Origin of the sequence: Mesorhizobium sp. M0292, assembly GCF_040321695.1 — a bacterium.
Taxonomy (GTDB): domain Bacteria; phylum Pseudomonadota; class Alphaproteobacteria; order Rhizobiales; family Rhizobiaceae; genus Mesorhizobium.
This window is the reverse complement of the sequence record NZ_JAMYSB010000011.1, coordinates 63,211-79,419: the sequence shown is the minus strand read 5'-3', so window position 1 is coordinate 79,419 and position 16,209 is coordinate 63,211. Positions and strand designations below refer to the sequence as shown.

Below are 16,209 nucleotides of genomic sequence, written 5' to 3'. Positions count from 1 at the left end.
GCGCCAATAACAGCGCTATTTGCGCCTCGGCTGCAATATGATTTCGTCACACCCAAAGGAGGCCACCCGTGTTCCTGCTCAACAGCAATGCCTTGCACCGCCGGCCGCTCGATCCGGTCGATGCCGAAACGCTGGGGAATGCCGGTGCCGATACGGTCGAGCGCTTTCTTGCCCATCGCGACAATCACCTGGCAACTCCGTTGCATGCATTGCCGACGCTGGCCGGCGAACTCGGCCTCGGCGCCGTCCACATCAAGGATGAAGGCTTTCGCCTCGGTCTCGGCAGTTTCAAGGCGCTCGGCGGCGCCTATGCCGTTTTTCGACTGGTGCTGGAGGAGGCGAGCCGATCGCTTGGTCGGCCCGTTGACGTGGCCGATCTCAACCGGTTCGACGTCCGGGCGGTCGCTGCCGGCATGACGGTTGCCTGCGCCACCGACGGCAATCACGGCCGCTCGGTCGCGCAAGGTGCACAGTTGGTTGGCGCGAAAGCGGCAATCTTCGTTCACGCCGGCGTCAGCGAGGCGCGCATTGCAGCAATAGCCCGCTATGGCGCCGAGATGATCCGCGTCGACGGCAATTATGACGACTCGGTCAGCCAGGCCGCCGAGGTTTCAGCTGAGCAAGGCTGGACCGTGGTGTCCGACACCTCCTGGCCGGGCTATGAGCGCATCCCGGGCCTGGTCATGCAGGGCTATACGGCGATCGTGCGCGAAGCCTTGCGCCAGTTGCCGCAGCCGCCGACCCATGTCTTCGTGCAGGCCGGTGTCGGCGGCATTGCCGCCGCCCTGGCCGGCCATCTCGCCATCGTGCTCGGTGACGCCAGGCCGACCTTCATCGTCGTCGAGCCAGCCCGCGCCGCCTGCGTTGTCGCAGCCGCCCGGGCGGGCCACGTGGTCAAGGTCGCACACGATCAGCCGACGGTGATGGCGATGCTCGAATGCTACGAGGCCTCGCAAGTTGCCTGGCGCGTTCTGGCGCGGGTTGCCGATGCCTTCATGACGGTGGATGAGGAGGAGGCGGTCGCGGTGATGCGGCGGCTGGCACGGCCGGCTGGCAATGATCCAGTGATCGTCGCCGGCGAAAGCGGCGGCGTCGGTCTGGCCGGGCTGATCCGGGCGGTGGCCGACCACAAGGCCGCTCTCGGGTTCGACGACAAATCCCGCGTGCTTGTAATCAACACCGAAGGCGCCACAGACCCGCACCGCTATACCGAGCTGGTCGGGCAGAGCCCCGCCGATGTGCTGGCCGGCAAGCTGAAGGCCGAGGCATAGCCATGATCGGGATCGATGCACAGCGTCTGCTTGGCCGCATCCGGGAACTCGCCGCCGTTGGCCGCGACAGTGAGGATAGGCTGATCCGGCTCGCCGCCTCCGACACAGACAAACAGGGCCGTGACCTCTTTGTCGGCTGGCTCAGGCAGGCCAGGCTGGGAGTCGCCATCGACCGGGTCGGTAATATCTTCGGCATCTGGCAAAGCCCCGACAATGCCGGGCAGGCGCCGCTGCTCATCGGTTCGCATATCGACACCGTTATCGATGCCGGCATCTATGATGGCTGCTACGGCGTGCTGGCCGGGCTGGAGGTGATCGAGACGCTGCAGGCTTCGGGCTTTTCGCCGTCGCGCCCGGTCGCGGTCGCCGCTTTCACCAATGAGGAAGGCGTGCGCTACACGCCTGACATGATGGGCTCGCTATGCCATGCCGGTGGCGTCAGCGCCGAGGCCGTGCTGGCCGCCATCGGCACGGATGGCAGCGTGCTCGGCCAGGAGCTCGCCCGCATCGGCTATGCCGGCGACCGCGAACCCGGCTTCCTCAAGCCGCATGCCTATCTCGAACTTCATATCGAGCAGGGGCCGGTGCTGGAGCGTGAAGGCGTGCCGATCGGCGCGGTCGAGAATCTGCAAGGCATTTCCTGGCAGCGCATCACCATCGACGGCGCCGCCAACCATGCCGGCACCACGCCGATGTCGATGCGCAGCGACGCCGGCCACGCCGCCGCCCGCATCATCACCTTCCTGCACGATCGGGCCAGGGCTTCGAATGGGCCAACCGTGGCCACGGTCGGCACGATGCGCTTCGAACCCAACGCCATCAACGTCATTCCCGCGCGCGCCGTCTTCACCATCGACCTGCGCGATCCCGACGAACAGCGCTTGCAGGCGCATGAGGCGGCCCTTGCTGCCTATCTCGAGGAGCTTGAGGTTTTGGAGAACGTATCGATCTCGGTCGAGCGGCTCGCCCGCTTCGAACCGGTGCTATTCGACATCGGCATCGTCGAACTGATCGAGGCGGCCGCGAAGAACCGCGGTCTCGGCGTCAGGCGCATGACATCGGGCGCCGGCCATGACGCGCAGATGATGGCCCGCCTCGCGCCGGCGGCAATGATCTTCGTGCCGAGCGCCGGTGGCATCAGCCACAATCCGCGCGAACACACTGAAGATGCCGAGCTTGTCGCCGGCGCCAACATCCTGCTTGATGTCGCCAGTGAGCTTGCAAAATAGGTCGGGGAGAAAATGGCTGAGCTCGATCGTGATGTGCTGAAGCAGGAAATGACCGGCTGGCGGCGCGATTTGCACGCGCACCCCGAGTTCGGCTTTGAGGAAAAGCGCACCGCTGCCTTTGTCGCCGCGAAGCTGCGCGAATTCGGGCTGGACGATGTTGCAGAGGGGGTCGGCGGCACCGGCGTCGTTGGCACATTGAAGCGCGGCAGCGGCAACCGGGCGATTGCGCTCAGGGCCGACATGGATGCGCTGCGCATCACCGAGCAGTCCGCGACCGCCCATCGCTCGCAGAACCCCGGCATCATGCATGCCTGCGGCCATGACGGCCACACCACCATGCTGCTCGGCGCGGCAAAGCTGCTGGCCGCCGAGGGCGGTTTCGACGGCACCGTGCGCTTCATCTTCCAGCCCGCCGAGGAATGGGGCAGGGGCGCGCTGGCGATGCTGGACGACGGGCTGCTGCAGCGCTTTCCCTTCGACGAGATTTTTGGCCTGCACAACATGCCTGGCCTGCCCGTCGGGCATTTCGAGACCCGTGCCGGCCCGTTCATGTCGGCGGAGGACAATTTCGAGATCGTGCTCAAGGGCATCGGCGGCCATGCGGCGCGGCCACATTCCGGGAACGAGACCTTGGTCGCCGCCTGCGCGCTGGTCACCAATCTGCAGACCATCGTCTCGCGCCGGCTGAGTCCCGCCGACATTTCGGTGGTTTCGGTGACCGAGCTGATCACCGACGGCACCCGCAACGCATTGCCCGGCCTCGCCTGCATCCTCGGTGACGCCCGCAGTTTTCGTCCCGAGGTCAGCGCCGAGATCGAGCGCCAGATGCGGGTCATCGCGGCAGGCACCGCCGCTGCCTACAATGTCACCGCCGACGTGACCTATAGCAGGGAATTCGTGCCGCTGCAGAACGATGCCGACCTGGTGGACGCGGCCTTTGTCGCCGCAAGGCGCGTGCTGGCCTATGGCGCCGCCAGCATCGCGGCGGAGCCGATGACCGCCTCGGAGGATTTCGCCCGCTTCCTCGATCACGTACCGGGCTGCTTCGTCTTTCTCGGCAATGGCGAGACCTCGCCGCCGCTGCACAATTCCAGCTACGACTTCAACGATGACGGGCTGTTGCACGGCACGGATTTCCATATCGCGATCGTCAGGCAAAGACTGGGCGGCGCGATCGGGAAATGACGCCTGATCGCCTTCGCAACTGGCCCAAGCGGCACTGCTATCGCCAGCCAGCTGCCGGGTTTAGGGAGATTGCCTGTTGCCGGAGATCGCACGCCGATGACCAGGGTTTCGCTTCTGGGAATACCGCATGACGAGAACTCGTCCTATCTCAAGGGCGCGGCCGCAGCGCCGGCCCTGATCCGGCGGGAACTCAAAAGCGACGCGCACAGCTCGTGGAGCGAAACCGGCTTCGATGTGGCGGACAGTTTCGTCGACCACGGCGACATCGACTTTTCAGGCGCCGGCGGTCCATGGGAGCGGATCGAGGCCGAGGTCGGCCGCGCGCTGGATGCCGGCCACCCGTTGATCAGCCTCGGTGGCGATCATGCCATCGCCTGGCCGGTGCTGCGTGCCGTGCGCCGCCGCCATGCCAGGCTAACGATCGTCCAGATCGACGCCCATCCCGACATCTACGATGCCTATCAGGGCAACAGGCGGTCCCACACCTCGTCCTTCGCGCGCATCCTGGAGGAGGGGCTGGCCGACCGGCTGATCCAGATCGGCTCGCGCACCCTCAATGATGAGCTTCGTGACCAGCTCAAGCGCTTCGGCGTCGAAATGATCGAGGCGCGGCATTTCAGCGAGGATCTGCAGCTCGATCTCAAGACGCCGGTCTATCTCTCGGTCGATCTCGACGGCCTCGACCCGGCTTGTGCGCCCGGCGTGTCGCACCGCGAGCCCGGTGGTCTTACAACCCGGCAAGTGATCAACCTGATCCAGCGGATCGACCAGCCCATCGTCGGCGCCGATGTCGTCGAATACAATGCAAGCCAGGACGTCTCCAATCTCACCGCGCTGGTTGCCGCCAAGCTGGTCAAGGAGATCGCCGGCATGATGCTCAAGACGCATGGCGCCGGCTGAATCAATCTGGCAGGGCGGCATGGTAGATCATTGTTGCGACTCGCATTTCCAGTGAAAGCCGCCATGCAGCATCCATTGAAAATAGCCATAGCCGGTGCGCTCGGCCGCATGGGCAGGGAGATGGCGCTGGCCGTCGAGACCGATCCCAGGCTGGCGCTCGTCGCCCGCTTTCACAGGCCGGGCAGCGCCGGCGAGGGGCTGGTCGAGCGCGACGAAGCACTGGCGCTTGCGGACGTCGTCATCGATTTCACCACGCCTGCGGCCTCCATCGAATTGGCGAAGACTTGCGCGGCCCGCGGCGGCCCGGCGCTGGTCATCGGCTCGACCGGCTTCGGACCTGCCGATCTCGCCGCCATCGCTGCTGCTTCGAAGTCCGTCGCCATCGTTCGCTCAGGCAGCTACTCGCTGGGGCTCAACATGCTGGCTGGGCTGGTCGAACAGGCGGCGCGAGCACTTGGTCCCGCCACCGACATCGAGATCCTGGAAGCGCATCACCGCATGAAGGTCGACGCACCGTCGGGCACGGCGCTGATGCTGGGCGAGGCGGCCGCTCGCGGACATGGCGTCAGGCTGGACGATGTGGCGAAACGCATCCGCGACGGCGTTACAGGTCCACGCCCTGCCGGCGAGATCGGCTTTGCCGTGCTGCGCGGCGGCAGCATCGTCGGCGAGCACAGCGTGAGCTTCCTCGGTGAGGGCGAAACGCTTACGCTCTCGCATTCAGCCGGCGACCGCTCGATGTTCGCGCGCGGCGCCATTGCGGCAGCACGCTGGGTCTCTGGCCGGCCGCCCGGCGAATACGACATGCGCGACGTACTGGGGTTCACGGCCTTTTGAGATGCAATGGTAACGCAACGAGGGCGTTGCGAGGTCGGAACCGCCTAGAGAATAGAATATAGCACAACTACGCCATTTCGCGCCTTCCCAAACCGAACCGAACGGTTCGGTTCGCACATTTTTGTGATTGGCAATGGCAGCAACGCACACCCATTTCGGGGTGGTCCGAGCGACGCGAATTCCTCCCAAGGCACGCCACTTGACGGACAGAACTGAAAAATCTGGATTACCTGAAATGACCAAGATCGCACTTACCGCTGCTGCCATCCTCCTTGCCACCGGCACCGCTTTCGCAGGCAGCGACCACTACGGCTCCGACGGCGTCAACCAGCCTGCTGTGACAGCGCCCGCCGGCAACATCGATCACCGTTATACCGCCTCGATCCGCAAGCCGGCCAGCCTCGGCGATTTCACGATCAAGGGCGACTCGAACCAGCCGGAATCCGGCCAGGGCATATGGGGTCGTTGATTTTCTGAGAAATCGACGACCACAAAGAGCGGTGGGCCTGGCCCACCGCTCTTGGTTTTATGCAATCGACTCGGGCCGCAAAGATCTTGAATCAATCCGCCAGCAGCGGGTCCTATCTCCTTGTTTGACCGTGGTCTTTTCAAAACTCGGTTTGCGGCTGTCACCTGCGGCTAGCCCGTTAGGCAGCTTGGTCTAGCTTATATCCTTCGGCTTGATGCAATGCGTCAACCGGGCCGCGCCGAAGCCGAGATCCGCCCAATCGCCGTCGATGACAAAGCGGGCAAGGGCGCCGGTCGGGAGTTTCTCTTCAAGTTTCCTTAGAGCAGCCACACCCGATCGCGGACCGGCGAGCCGGCGGGCAAAGTCCTCCAGGCCGGGATTATGGCCGAGCACCAGGAGACAGCTAGCCGATGCGACTGCCTGCTGCACCTCGGCCAGAATGTCGCCAGCCGTGGCTTCGAAAAGCGCCTCGGCGAACTCCACCGTTACGCTCGCCGAAAGTTCCGCCGAGACCAGCCGCCATGTCTCGCGCGTGCGCAGCGCCGGCGACACCAGCGCCAGGTCAGGCAGCCAACTGCGCCGGGCCAGTTCGCGCCCCATCAGCGGCGCCGTCTTCAGCCCGCGCGGCCCGAGCGGCCGGTCGAAATCAGCAAGCGCCGGGTCGTCCCAGCTCGACTTGGCGTGGCGCAGCAGGAGCAATTGTCTCGGTGTCGCCAATGTCGGCCTACGGCGTGATCCGCGCCAGATGTTCGAGATCGCGTTCTTCGCGCAGCGGGTCGGGCGCCATCACCACGGAAGTTCCGTTTTCGGCATCGTCGGCGAAATGTGCCAGCACGGTGCGACCGCTTTCCATGTGCGCCTTGCCGTCAGCGACCAGCCCGAGCGCCAGCGCATAAAGCCGGTGCTCGGCCTTCAGCACTCTGGCGGCCAGCGTGTCTTCGTTGTCGCCGACCATCACCGGCACCGCTGCCTGCGCGATGATCGGGCCGTCATCCATCTCTGATGTGACGAAATGCACCGTGCAGCCATGAATGCGAATGCCGGCGCGCAGGGCGCGCGCATGCGTATCGAGCCCTTTGAAGGCCGGCAGCAGGGCAGGGTGGATGTTGAGCATGCGCCCTTGCCACTTCTCGACCAGGCCGCGGGAGAGAATGCGCAGATAGCCGGCCAGCGCCACGATCTCGGCGTTGAACGCAATCAGCGCGGCGTCGATCGCCGCATCATGGGCTTCCTTGCTGGCATGGTCGGCGCGCACGATGACCTTGGTCGGGATACCGCGCGCGGCCGCGATGCCGAGGCCGGCGGCGTTGGCCCGGTCGGAAATGACGCCAACGATCTCGGCGGGATAGGCCGGGTCGCTCGCCGCCGCGATCAGCGCCGTCATGTTCGAGCCGCGTCCCGAGATCAGAACAACCGTGCGTTTCCTGCTCATAGGCCGATCGAGCCCCGATAGATGACGCCGGCGTCGCGGCGCGGAACGATGCGGCCGATCGGCGTCACAGTCTCGCCGGCCTCCTGCAGCACGGCTGCGACCTGTGCCGCCTGGCCGGAGGCGACGACGAGGATCATGCCGATGCCGCAGTTGAAGGTGCGCATCATCTCCTCCGGCGCCACGCCGCCAGTCTTCGCCAGCCAGGAAAACACCGGCGGCACATCGATGGCATTGAGATCGAGTTCTGCGGAAAAGTCCTTGGGCAGGACGCGCGGAATGTTTTCGGGAAAGCCGCCGCCGGTGATATGGGCCAGTGCCTTGATGCCATGCGTGTTGCGGATGGCCTTGAGGACCGACTTCACATAGATGCGGGTCGGCTCGAGCAGCGCCTCGGCCAGCGTCGCTTCGTCGTTGAACGGCGCCGGATCGCTCCAGGCAAGCCCGCTGACGGCAACGATACGGCGCACCAGTGAAAAGCCATTCGAATGCAGGCCCGAGGAAGCCAGCCCAAGCAGCACGTCGCCTTCGACAATATCGTCGGTCGGCAGCAACTGGCCGCGTTCGGCCGCACCGACGGCGAAGCCGGCAAGGTCGTAATCCTTGTCGTTATACATGCCGGGCATTTCGGCGGTCTCGCCGCCGATCAGCGCGCAGCCGGCCTGTCGGCAGCCGATTGCTATGCCGCCGACGATTGCCGTCCCCTGGTCGGGGTCGAGCTTGCCGGTGGCGAAATAGTCGAGGAAGAACAGTGGCTCGGCGCCCTGCACGACGATGTCGTTGACGCACATGGCGACGAGGTCGATGCCGATCGTGTCGTGCTTGCCGGCATCGATGGCGATCTTCAGCTTGGTGCCGACGCCGTCATTGGCGGCAACCAGCACCGGATCCGTGAAACCCGCCGCCTTGAGGTCGAACAGGCCGCCAAAACCGCCGATCTCGCCATCGGCGCCCGGCCGGCGCGTCGCGCGCACCAGCGGCTTGATCTTCTCGACCATGAGGTTGCCGGCATCGATGTCGACGCCCGCCTCGGCATAGGTGAGCCCGTTCTTGCGCTTGGCCCGGTCGCCCTTGCTCATCGTCGGCGCATCCCTGTTTCCCTCGGCGGCTCTTCGCATGAATGGTTTCGGGGGGCAAGGATGACGACAGGATACCGGGCTTTTGCCCAAGATAAATACGTGGACAGTCGCCCCTTCACCGCTGGTCCTTGCAGCCACAATCCATCTCCATCATCTATCTGCAGAACAAGCATGGCGGGACATGCCTTTGACCATTCCCAACCTCATCACCATCCTGCGCTTCGTGCTGGTTCCGGCCGTCGTACTGGCGATGCTGAATATGCGCTGGGACTGGGCCTTTGCCGGCTTTCTCGTCGCCGGCATTTCCGGCGGCGTTGACGGCTTCATCGCCCGCCGTTTCAACCAGCATTCGAAACTCGGCGCCTATCTCGATCCAATGGCCGACAAGGTGCTTCTGGTCTCGGTGTTCGTGGTCATGGGCTTCATCGGGCAATTGCCGCTGTGGCTGGTGGTGACCATGGTGTCACGCGATGCGCTGATCATCTGCGCCGTGCTTTTGTCCACGGTCATAGCGCATCCGGTCGAGATGAAGCCGCTCTATGTGTCGAAGGCCAACACCGCCGCCCAGATCGTGCTGGCGCCGTGGTGCTGGGCGAACTTGCCCTTGGCCTCCACCTCGACCCGCTCAGGCCTGCGCTCATATTGCTGTCCGGGGTCTTGACCGTGGCTTCGGCCGCGGCCTATCTCGTGGCTTGGCTGAGGCATATGAGCGGCTATGGCGAAGGCTCCACCCAGGGTAGTTGACAAGAATGCCGCGACTGCCGCGTTAGCAGACGCGGCTGCGTCCCTGGCGTTTCGCCGCCAGATTTTCTTCTGGCTGGGCACGGCAATCTTCCTGGCGCTGTTCCTCTACATTTTTTCCAGCATCCTGTTGCCGTTCGTTGCCGGCATGGTGCTGGCCTATTTTCTCGACCCGGTCGCCGACCGGCTGCAACGCCTCGGCCTCTCCCGGCTGATGGCGACGGTGGTCATCCTGATTGCCTTCATCGTCCTTTTGGTGCTGGCCTTCGTCATCCTGGTTCCGGTACTGGCCACGCAGATGGCCGATTTCGCCAGCAAGCTGCCGGAATATCTGACCCGGCTGCAGTCGCTGATCACCAGCTTCGATCCGAAATGGCTGGAGCAGAAATTCGGCGTCAATGCCAATGGCCTGCGCGACGGGCTGAATTCGCTGCTCACTTCCGGTTTCGGCCTGCTGAGCACCGTCTTCACCTCGATCTGGAGTTCCGGCGTTGCTCTGGTGTCGGTGGTCAGCCTGTTCGTGGTCACTCCGGTTGTCGCTTTCTACATGCTGCTCGACTGGGATCGCATGGTGGCGGTCGTCGACAGCTGGGTGCCGCGTGATTATGTCGGGACGGTCAGGGCGATCTCCAGGGACATCAACACCGCGACCGCCGGCTTCGTGCGCGGCCAGGGCACGCTGTGCCTGGTGCTCGGCGGCATGTATGCCACCGGCCTGACGCTGACCGGGCTGAATTTCGCCATCCTCATCGGCCTCTTCGCCGGGCTGATCTCGTTCATCCCTTATGTCGGCTCGCTGACCGGACTGGTCCTGGCCGTCGGCGTCGCCTTCGTCCAGTTCTGGCCGGACTGGACCATGATCGTTGCTGTCGCCGTGGTGTTCTTCATCGGCCAGTTCATCGAAGGCAACATCCTGCAGCCCAGATTGGTCGGAAAAAGCGTCGGCCTGCACCCGGTCTGGCTGATGTTTGCGCTGTTCGCTTTCGGCGCCCTGTTCGGCTTCGTCGGCCTTTTGATCGCCGTTCCTGCTTCGGCGGCAGTTGCCGTGCTGGTGCGCTTTGCCATTGCCCGCTATCTCGAATCGCCGCTCTACAAGGGACACTCCACCGAGCCAGTCCCGCCGCTGCCTGCCGATCGCGGCGGGGGCCACCGGTCGCCGCGCGGCTGAACGTGACGGATCATATGACCGAACCGCCGCGCCAGCTGCCGCTCGACCTTGGCCACGGCACCGGCTACTCGCGCGACGAACTGGTGGTGTCGGCCACCAACCGCGAGGCGGCAGCCCTTGTCGACCGCTGGCCGGACTGGCCGTCGCCGGTAATCGTGCTCGCCGGCCCGGCCGGTTCCGGCAAGACACATCTGGGTTCGATCTGGCAGGCGCGGGCCAATGCTGTGGCGGTCGATACCCAGCGCATCGGCAATGCCATCACCGGGCTTGGCGGCAGGCCGGCGCTGATCGACGATGTCGACAAGACAGCCATCGACGAGGCGGGCCTGTTCCATCTCATCAATGAAGTGCGCGGCGCCGGGGCCACCTTGCTGTTGACGGCGCGGCGCTTCCCCGCCGCCTGGAGGGTGACGTTGCCCGATCTCGCCTCGCGGCTGAAGGCGGCGGCAACGGTCGAGATCCATGAGCCGGACGATTTGCTTCTGGCTGGTGTCATCACCAAACTCTTCGCCGACCGCCAGGTCGAGGTCGAGCCGCATGTCGTGCAATATCTGGTGCGCCGCATCGAGCGCTCACTGGCCACCGCCATGCGCGTGGTCGAACGCCTCGACCGCACCGCGCTCGAGCGCAAGACGCCGATCACCAGGGCGCTCGCCGCCGAAACCGTCAGCGCAATGGACGAAGGGCAGGGCGAGTTCGAGGTTTAGATCCTGCTGCAATTCCCTGGACGGCGATTGTCGATCCCGCCCGTGCGACGTTTTCAAAACATGCATGGTGACATCACCTGAAACAATATGATACTTTCAATCAATGACATCGGAGCGATATCAATGCCTGCAGTGACCGTCCGAAATCTTCCGGAAGCGACCCACCGAGCTCTGCGTGTACGGGCGGCCTTGCACGGTCGCAGCACCGAGGCCGAGATACGCGACATTCTGGAAAACGCGGTGCGGCCGGACGGCCGTGTGAAACTCGGCTCCGTTCTGGCAGACATTGCCCGACGCGCCGGGCTGACCAATGAAGACGTGGAGGTCCTGGAGCAGGCTCGCGACAAGGCGCCGGCCGAACCGCTGGGGTTCGAATGATCCTCCTCGATACCAATGTCGTTTCGGAGGCCATGAAGCCCGAACCGCATCAAGCTGTGTTGGCCTGGCTTGATGACCAGGCCGAGGAAACGCTTTACCTCTCCAGTGTGACGCTCGCCGAAGTGCTGTTCGGCATCGAGGCCATGCCGGCGGGTCGTCGCAAGGCTGCGCTCGCTGAAACCTTCGCCGGTGTGTGCGCCGTGTTTGAGCGCCGCATCCTGCCTTTCGATACCGAGGCGGCCCGGCACTATGCCCGACTTGCAGTGAAGGCGAGGGCAGCCGGCAAGGGGTTTCCTGTGCCCGACGGCTACATCGCGGCAATCGCCTCCGCAAACGGCTTTCATGTCGCCTCGCGTGACACGGCGCCATTCCATGCGGCCGGCGTGCCTGTCATCGATCCTTGGCAGCCGTAATCAGGTACGGCAGCCCGACCAGAGCGCGAGCTGCGAACATGCGTTTCCGCAGGATTTCCTCTACAGCGACGACAGCGTGTTCGAATGAATACACTCGATCTCTCCGTGCCCACCGCCACATGAGGGCCGCTGTCCCATTTCGGGAAACATTATCTGGCATCCGTCTTGCACCTGGGAACTTGCCGGCTGACCCCGGTCCTGGTCGCGTTCCTGATCGGGTTGTAGGCTCGCCGGGAGTGATGATTGGGGTTCTCGCCCGGCGAGCTTACCTTCGTAGAGCAGTCACCGGAGTGTCCGGGAGGGTGCCCTATAGCCACAACGCCGCCAGATACCGGACCAGCAGATAGACCACCGTATGCGCTGCGACGTAGCACGCGGCGACGACGACAAAGAACAGCACGCTGGCGGGCCACGAGCGGGGACGGCCTTGCCTCTTGCTCGGCCGGTTGTTCCAGATCCACAGGGCTGCACAGATAATGGCCCAGACGACGACGAACGGAACCGTGATGCCGATGTAAGCGAAGTAGGCAGGGCCAATCAGCGAAAGCCATGCCTCGAGACCAAGCATCCAGAATCTCCCCTTTGCCCGGAGTTTAATGCATGTCGCTCAAAAGTGGTCCCGGTTTGAGAGAACGACATGCATCAAAACAAAAATCAAAGCGCGTCGCCTGAATCCGTTTCAGCGCGACGCGCTTTTAGACCGGCGATAGAGGTGGAAGCGGGAGGATTATCCTGCGTCGGATTTTCAGCCAAACCCGCAGAAGGGATGCTGTCGATGATACCGGCGCCTAATGCATGTCGCAAAAAAAGTGGCCCCGGTTTTTGAGAGAACGAAATGCATCAAACAAGCACCTTAAGCGCGTCGCGTGAGTCCGTTCAAAGCGACGCGCTTTAGGTCAGATTGGTGCTCCGGCCGCCAACTCGGCCGTAGCAGGTCTAAAGCGATCGGATCAGCCGCAGACCCTGACCTCTTCGACGACCCTGTGGTGATGGCGCCAGTGCCTGACCAGTTCGATATGGCAGCGGTGATGGCGGTGGTGGCGCCTCCATTGGCCATCCTGGTTGTCGCTGTAGTCGTCGCCATAGTCGTCGCTATAGTCTTTGTGGCGCTGGTGATGGCGAAGAACCTGTATATCGCCATCGTCGGACGAATATTGATCGTCGTCATCGGACTGGATAGTCAGACTGGCGGCTTGCGCCGGTGCGATCAAAGCCGCCGTTCCGGCGAACGCGATCATCGAGGCGATGAGAAGGGTTTTCATTGTTTGCTCCTTGGGTTGAACATACACAACTCTCGGAGCGAACTGGTGTTCCAATGTAGGGTCCGATCGGCGAGCGGCTGCTGCTTGGGCAATGCGTGCCGCCATGCGCTACCGGCGAGGCAGCCAATGGCGACCTTGGGAGTGACCTTGGGCAAGGACTGGCTTTGTGGGAAAAAATGGTCGGAGTGGAGAGATTCGAACTCCCGACCCTCTGGTCCCAAACCAGATGCGCTACCAGGCTGCGCTACACTCCGAGGCCCTGCGGCGTATACGGTTCCGGACCCTGTCGCGCAACCCCTAAAACATCAAACGGGGCTTGGCGGTCTGCGCTCCCGAGCAATCCTGGCTGCGATCGCCTTGGCCTGGATGCGAGCATTGGCGAAGCAGCCACGGATGCTTGGCCGCATGCCGGTGAACCACAGGCCCGGCAGTTTCGGGTCGCTGTCGGCGCCGTTGAACAGCGGCACGCCCTTTTCGTCGAGCACGCCGAGCTTGCCCAACATGGCCTCGAGCCCGGCGCGGTAGCCGGTCGCGGCGATGACGATATCCGGCTGGATCATCGCGCCATCGTCGAAAACGACCGTGTCGCGGGTAAATTCCCGCACGGTTGGCAAGACGATGATCCTGCCGTCCTTGATGGCATCGACGGCGCCGTCATCGGTGGCGATGGCGGTATAATCCGACGCCAGCCGGCTTGCGCCGCCCGAAGGCGTCGGCGGCAGGCCGTAGGCCGTGAGGTCGCCGAAGGCCCATCGCTGCGTCGCCGCCATCACCGCATCGGCGAGCTTGAACGGCAGCCGCGCCAGGATCGGCGAAAACCGGTGGACGGCGATCTGGCTGAGGCGCTTGGGCAGCAGTGCCGGACCGTTGCGCGCCGACAGCCAGATCTGTCCCGTGCCGGCTGCCGCCAGGTGATTGAGCACGTCGAAGCCGGAATTGCCGGCGCCGACGACCAGCACTTTCTTGCCCGCATAGGCCTTGGCGTCGCCGAATGCGGCCGAATGGATGATGCGTCCGGCAAAGGCCTTCATGCCTTTCCAGGCCGGGATGAAGGGCTGCCGGTCGCGCCCGGTGGCGATGACGACATGGCGCGCCAGCCGCGGCCCGGCACTGGTCCGCACAAGCCAGTGGTCGCCCTCGAAGCCTATCTCCTCGACCGCAATGCCGAACTCGACCGGCAGCCGGTGCATGGCGTGGAATTCGTTCAAATGGCCGATGATGGTGTTTCGGTGCGGAAAGGCAGGGGTGCCGGCAGGAAAGGAAACGCCCGGCAGCGCCGAAAGGTCGCGATGCGTGTTGAGATGCAGTCGCTCGTGCCGCCCGTGCCATGGCTCGGCCAGCCGGGCTTCCTTTTCCAACACCATCACAGGCACGCCGGTCTTGAGCAGCGCATGGGCTGCGGTCAAGCCGGCTGCCCCGGCGCCGATCACGATCGCGCCGTCGAAAATCGCTTGGCTGTCGGCCTCGGCGTGCAAAATCCCTGCGTCCATGCCTCTTTGTGTCGCCATCATGACCATGACTTTTGATGCTACGCCAGTGTATCGGGCCGATGCCGCTGCCGAAGCGGCCTGGTTGCAGGCCGCTTCGGCCTTGCCGTCGGCAGTGTTGCACAGTATTGACTGAAATAAGGCGGCGCTACCGCCAACGCAGCTACGAGGTGCCCATGTCCGCGCGAATTTTCAGCCCAGCCAAAACCGCGATGCAGTCCGGCAAGGCCAAGACCGGCCATTGGGTGCTGGAATTCGATCCCGCCCAACGCAAGAAGATCGACCCGCTGATGGGCTACACCACATCGGGCGACATGCTGAGCCAGATCAGGCTGACCTTCGACACCAGGGAAGAGGCGGTGGCCTATGCCGAAAAGCAGGGCCTGGCCTTCCGTGTCGAGGAGCCGAAAGAGACCAAGCGCCGGCAGATTTCCTATGCGGAAAATTTCCGCTATGACCGCAGGATACCCTGGACGCATTGACCGGCGGTCAGCGCCTGGCACATAGACACCAGCCGGCCAAGATATCAAATGCCGGCCAGCGGTCCCGTAGCTCAGCTGGATAGAGCACCGGCCTTCTAAGCCGATGGTCACAGGTTCGAATCCTGTCGGGATCGCCAATTTTGCCGGGTCCATTCCGGACACATAGGTTACGGTTTGTACCTGGCATATGGGTAGCACTCTGAAGGTGTACGAACGAAACAGAACGACCGAGCGCTGCCCTTCCCATCCTGGCGCGTTGCTCGACGACATCGTTCCCGCCACCGGCAAGACCAAGGTGGAAATCGCCAATCTGCTCGGAATCTCGCGCCCAGCAGCTCTACGATATCATCCGTGAGAAGAAGCCGGTGTCGCCTGCCGTGGCCGCCCGCCTTGGCAAGATGTTCGGCGATGGTGCCGCGATCTGGCTCAGGATGCAGGCCGCGTATGATGCCTGGCATGCGGAGCGCGAAGTTGACGTTAGCGCCATCCCGACCCTGCATGCTGCCTGAAGGTAGAGCGCGTTCGCTGACGGCAGCGGTCCCGTAGCTCCGCCGGATAGAGCACCGGCCTTCTAAGCCGATGGTCACAGCTTCGAATCCTGCCAATAATTTCAATACCTTAGGTGAGGCGTCGCGGCGCCGGAGACTGAAGGTCGTCCTTGTTAGCCATCTACCGGTAAAGTTTCGGGTATTTGGCCCTCTCGCTTTGGCAACTTGCCGATCTCTGGGCCGCCATTGCGAAAGCCCTCTCATAGGTATGGATGGCCATGTTGAACTTTCGGGGGTCTGGGGTCAGGTGTTTGTCCCGCCCATCATACAAAAGGACCGGGACGGCGAAAATTGCTTTTCCGTCTTCCGTTGGCCTCAACGCCGGACATCTTTGCCTTACGCCAACGAGGTCACCGGCCATTCTGGCGGCCGAATTTAACCTTGCATCGGACATCCGAGCCAGGAAGTTGATGTTTTGCTGTTCCCCTTGTCCGGCCGAGGCAGCCGACAATGCGAAGAAAATTCCTGCGGTGAATACAGCGAAAGCTAGACGTAGTTTCATTGTGCCCTCCCAAGTTGAGCACAAGAGAGCACGTTTGGACTTGACAGGATAGCCGCGTGTCCAGTGCAAGTTACTGTACGGAACCTTTGCCATACGTCGACTATCAGCCAGTTGTGCGGCCA

18 protein-coding genes, 2 tRNA genes and 2 pseudogenes are annotated in these 16,209 nt (G+C 63.6%); 14 read left to right on the top strand and 8 right to left on the bottom strand.

Going from position 1 to position 16,209, the window contains the following annotated elements; all coding sequences use genetic code 11:
* Positions 1 to 68 precede the first annotated feature (68 nt).
* The 6 genes from NKI96_RS18450 to NKI96_RS18425 all read left to right on the top strand — a co-directional run bounded on the left by NKI96_RS18450 (position 69) and on the right by NKI96_RS18425 (position 5,891).
* Positions 69 to 1,271, top strand: coding sequence for a diaminopropionate ammonia-lyase (locus tag NKI96_RS18450; protein WP_023693931.1), 1,203 nt, complete (start codon positions 69 to 71; stop codon positions 1,269 to 1,271).
* A gap of 2 nt (positions 1,272 to 1,273) precedes the next feature.
* A complete protein-coding gene (locus tag NKI96_RS18445) occupies positions 1,274 to 2,500 on the top strand; it encodes a Zn-dependent hydrolase (protein WP_031208677.1) in 1,227 nt (408 codons plus the stop codon).
* Positions 2,501 to 2,512: 12 nt separating this feature from the next.
* The gene (locus NKI96_RS18440) at positions 2,513 to 3,685 is read left to right on the top strand and encodes an amidohydrolase (protein WP_023693929.1); all 1,173 of its coding nucleotides are present in this window, start codon (positions 2,513 to 2,515) and stop codon (positions 3,683 to 3,685) included.
* A 96-nt stretch (positions 3,686 to 3,781) separates the two neighbouring features.
* Positions 3,782 to 4,585 carry an agmatinase gene (speB, locus tag NKI96_RS18435; RefSeq protein WP_023693928.1) on the top strand — a complete coding sequence of 268 codons (804 nt, stop codon included), beginning with the start codon at positions 3,782 to 3,784 and terminating at the stop codon, positions 4,583 to 4,585.
* A 63-nt stretch (positions 4,586 to 4,648) separates the two neighbouring features.
* Complete coding sequence (dapB, locus tag NKI96_RS18430) at positions 4,649 to 5,422, top strand: 4-hydroxy-tetrahydrodipicolinate reductase (RefSeq protein WP_023693927.1); 774 nt, start codon at positions 4,649 to 4,651, stop codon at positions 5,420 to 5,422.
* 235 nt (positions 5,423 to 5,657) lie between these two features.
* Positions 5,658 to 5,891 (top strand): DUF680 domain-containing protein, encoded by a 234-nt coding sequence (locus tag NKI96_RS18425; RefSeq protein ID WP_023693926.1) that lies wholly within the window; start codon positions 5,658 to 5,660, stop codon positions 5,889 to 5,891.
* Positions 5,892 to 6,083: 192 nt separating this feature from the next.
* Here NKI96_RS18425 and NKI96_RS18420 read toward each other — a convergent pair whose 3' ends face one another.
* The 3 genes from NKI96_RS18420 to purM are packed head-to-tail and all read right to left on the bottom strand — an operon-like array spanning position 6,084 to position 8,399.
* Entirely contained in the window at positions 6,084 to 6,608 is a 525-nt protein-coding gene (locus NKI96_RS18420) for a SixA phosphatase family protein (protein WP_023693925.1), read from the bottom strand.
* Positions 6,609 to 6,615: 7 nt separating this feature from the next.
* On the bottom strand, positions 6,616 to 7,323 hold the full coding sequence (purN, locus tag NKI96_RS18415; RefSeq protein ID WP_023693924.1) for a phosphoribosylglycinamide formyltransferase: 708 nt from the start codon (positions 7,321 to 7,323) through the stop codon (positions 6,616 to 6,618).
* Positions 7,320 to 8,399, bottom strand: a complete 1,080-nt coding sequence (gene purM / locus NKI96_RS18410; protein WP_023693923.1) for a phosphoribosylformylglycinamidine cyclo-ligase — start codon at positions 8,397 to 8,399, stop codon at positions 7,320 to 7,322. The genes purN and purM overlap by 4 nt, the downstream gene beginning before the upstream one ends.
* A gap of 187 nt (positions 8,400 to 8,586) precedes the next feature.
* Between purM and NKI96_RS18405 the strand changes: the two are divergent.
* The 5 genes and pseudogenes from NKI96_RS18405 (at position 8,587) to NKI96_RS18385 (ending at position 11,806) form a co-directional block, all read left to right on the top strand.
* Positions 8,587 to 9,143 (top strand): annotated as a pseudogene (locus NKI96_RS18405) (CDP-alcohol phosphatidyltransferase family protein).
* Positions 9,115 to 10,308 carry an AI-2E family transporter gene (locus NKI96_RS18400; RefSeq protein ID WP_023695549.1) on the top strand — a complete coding sequence of 398 codons (1,194 nt, stop codon included), beginning with the start codon at positions 9,115 to 9,117 and terminating at the stop codon, positions 10,306 to 10,308. The pseudogene NKI96_RS18405 and the gene NKI96_RS18400 overlap by 29 nt, the downstream one beginning before the upstream one ends.
* A gap of 14 nt (positions 10,309 to 10,322) precedes the next feature.
* On the top strand, positions 10,323 to 11,015 hold the full coding sequence (gene hdaA, locus NKI96_RS18395; protein ID WP_502900275.1) for a DnaA regulatory inactivator HdaA: 693 nt from the start codon (positions 10,323 to 10,325) through the stop codon (positions 11,013 to 11,015).
* A 123-nt stretch (positions 11,016 to 11,138) separates the two neighbouring features.
* Positions 11,139 to 11,393, top strand: coding sequence for a FitA-like ribbon-helix-helix domain-containing protein (locus tag NKI96_RS18390; RefSeq protein ID WP_023670289.1), 255 nt, complete (start codon positions 11,139 to 11,141; stop codon positions 11,391 to 11,393).
* Positions 11,390 to 11,806, top strand: coding sequence for a type II toxin-antitoxin system VapC family toxin (locus NKI96_RS18385; RefSeq protein WP_023684763.1), 417 nt, complete (start codon positions 11,390 to 11,392; stop codon positions 11,804 to 11,806). The genes NKI96_RS18390 and NKI96_RS18385 overlap by 4 nt, the downstream gene beginning before the upstream one ends.
* Before the next feature lie 307 nt (positions 11,807 to 12,113).
* On the opposite strand, the gene NKI96_RS18380 is transcribed toward NKI96_RS18385, so the two are convergent.
* The 4 genes from NKI96_RS18380 to NKI96_RS18365 all read right to left on the bottom strand — a co-directional run bounded on the left by NKI96_RS18380 (position 12,114) and on the right by NKI96_RS18365 (position 14,558).
* Positions 12,114 to 12,374: a hypothetical protein gene (locus NKI96_RS18380; RefSeq protein ID WP_023684764.1), complete on the bottom strand. Its 261-nt coding sequence runs from the start codon at positions 12,372 to 12,374 to the stop codon at positions 12,114 to 12,116.
* A 382-nt stretch (positions 12,375 to 12,756) separates the two neighbouring features.
* Positions 12,757 to 13,068: a hypothetical protein gene (locus tag NKI96_RS18375; RefSeq protein ID WP_023684765.1), complete on the bottom strand. Its 312-nt coding sequence runs from the start codon at positions 13,066 to 13,068 to the stop codon at positions 12,757 to 12,759.
* Positions 13,069 to 13,245: 177 nt separating this feature from the next.
* A tRNA-Pro gene (locus NKI96_RS18370) sits at positions 13,246 to 13,322 on the bottom strand.
* 51 nt (positions 13,323 to 13,373) lie between these two features.
* Positions 13,374 to 14,558 (bottom strand): flavin-containing monooxygenase, encoded by a 1,185-nt coding sequence (locus NKI96_RS18365; RefSeq protein ID WP_352805525.1) that lies wholly within the window; start codon positions 14,556 to 14,558, stop codon positions 13,374 to 13,376.
* A 173-nt stretch (positions 14,559 to 14,731) separates the two neighbouring features.
* On the opposite strand from NKI96_RS18365, the gene NKI96_RS18360 reads away from it, so the two are divergent.
* The 3 genes and pseudogenes from NKI96_RS18360 to NKI96_RS18350 all read left to right on the top strand — a co-directional run bounded on the left by NKI96_RS18360 (position 14,732) and on the right by NKI96_RS18350 (position 15,546).
* The gene (locus NKI96_RS18360) at positions 14,732 to 15,037 is read left to right on the top strand and encodes an ETC complex I subunit (RefSeq protein ID WP_023670294.1); all 306 of its coding nucleotides are present in this window, start codon (positions 14,732 to 14,734) and stop codon (positions 15,035 to 15,037) included.
* A 60-nt stretch (positions 15,038 to 15,097) separates the two neighbouring features.
* Positions 15,098 to 15,174: transfer RNA gene (locus NKI96_RS18355), tRNA-Arg, on the top strand.
* 50 nt (positions 15,175 to 15,224) lie between these two features.
* Positions 15,225 to 15,546: pseudogene (locus NKI96_RS18350) on the top strand (HigA family addiction module antitoxin).
* Between the two features lie 160 nt (positions 15,547 to 15,706).
* On the opposite strand, the gene NKI96_RS18345 reads toward NKI96_RS18350, so the two are convergent.
* On the bottom strand, positions 15,707 to 16,087 hold the full coding sequence (locus NKI96_RS18345; RefSeq protein ID WP_023684767.1) for a hypothetical protein: 381 nt from the start codon (positions 16,085 to 16,087) through the stop codon (positions 15,707 to 15,709).
* Positions 16,088 to 16,209: the final 122 nt, after the last annotated feature.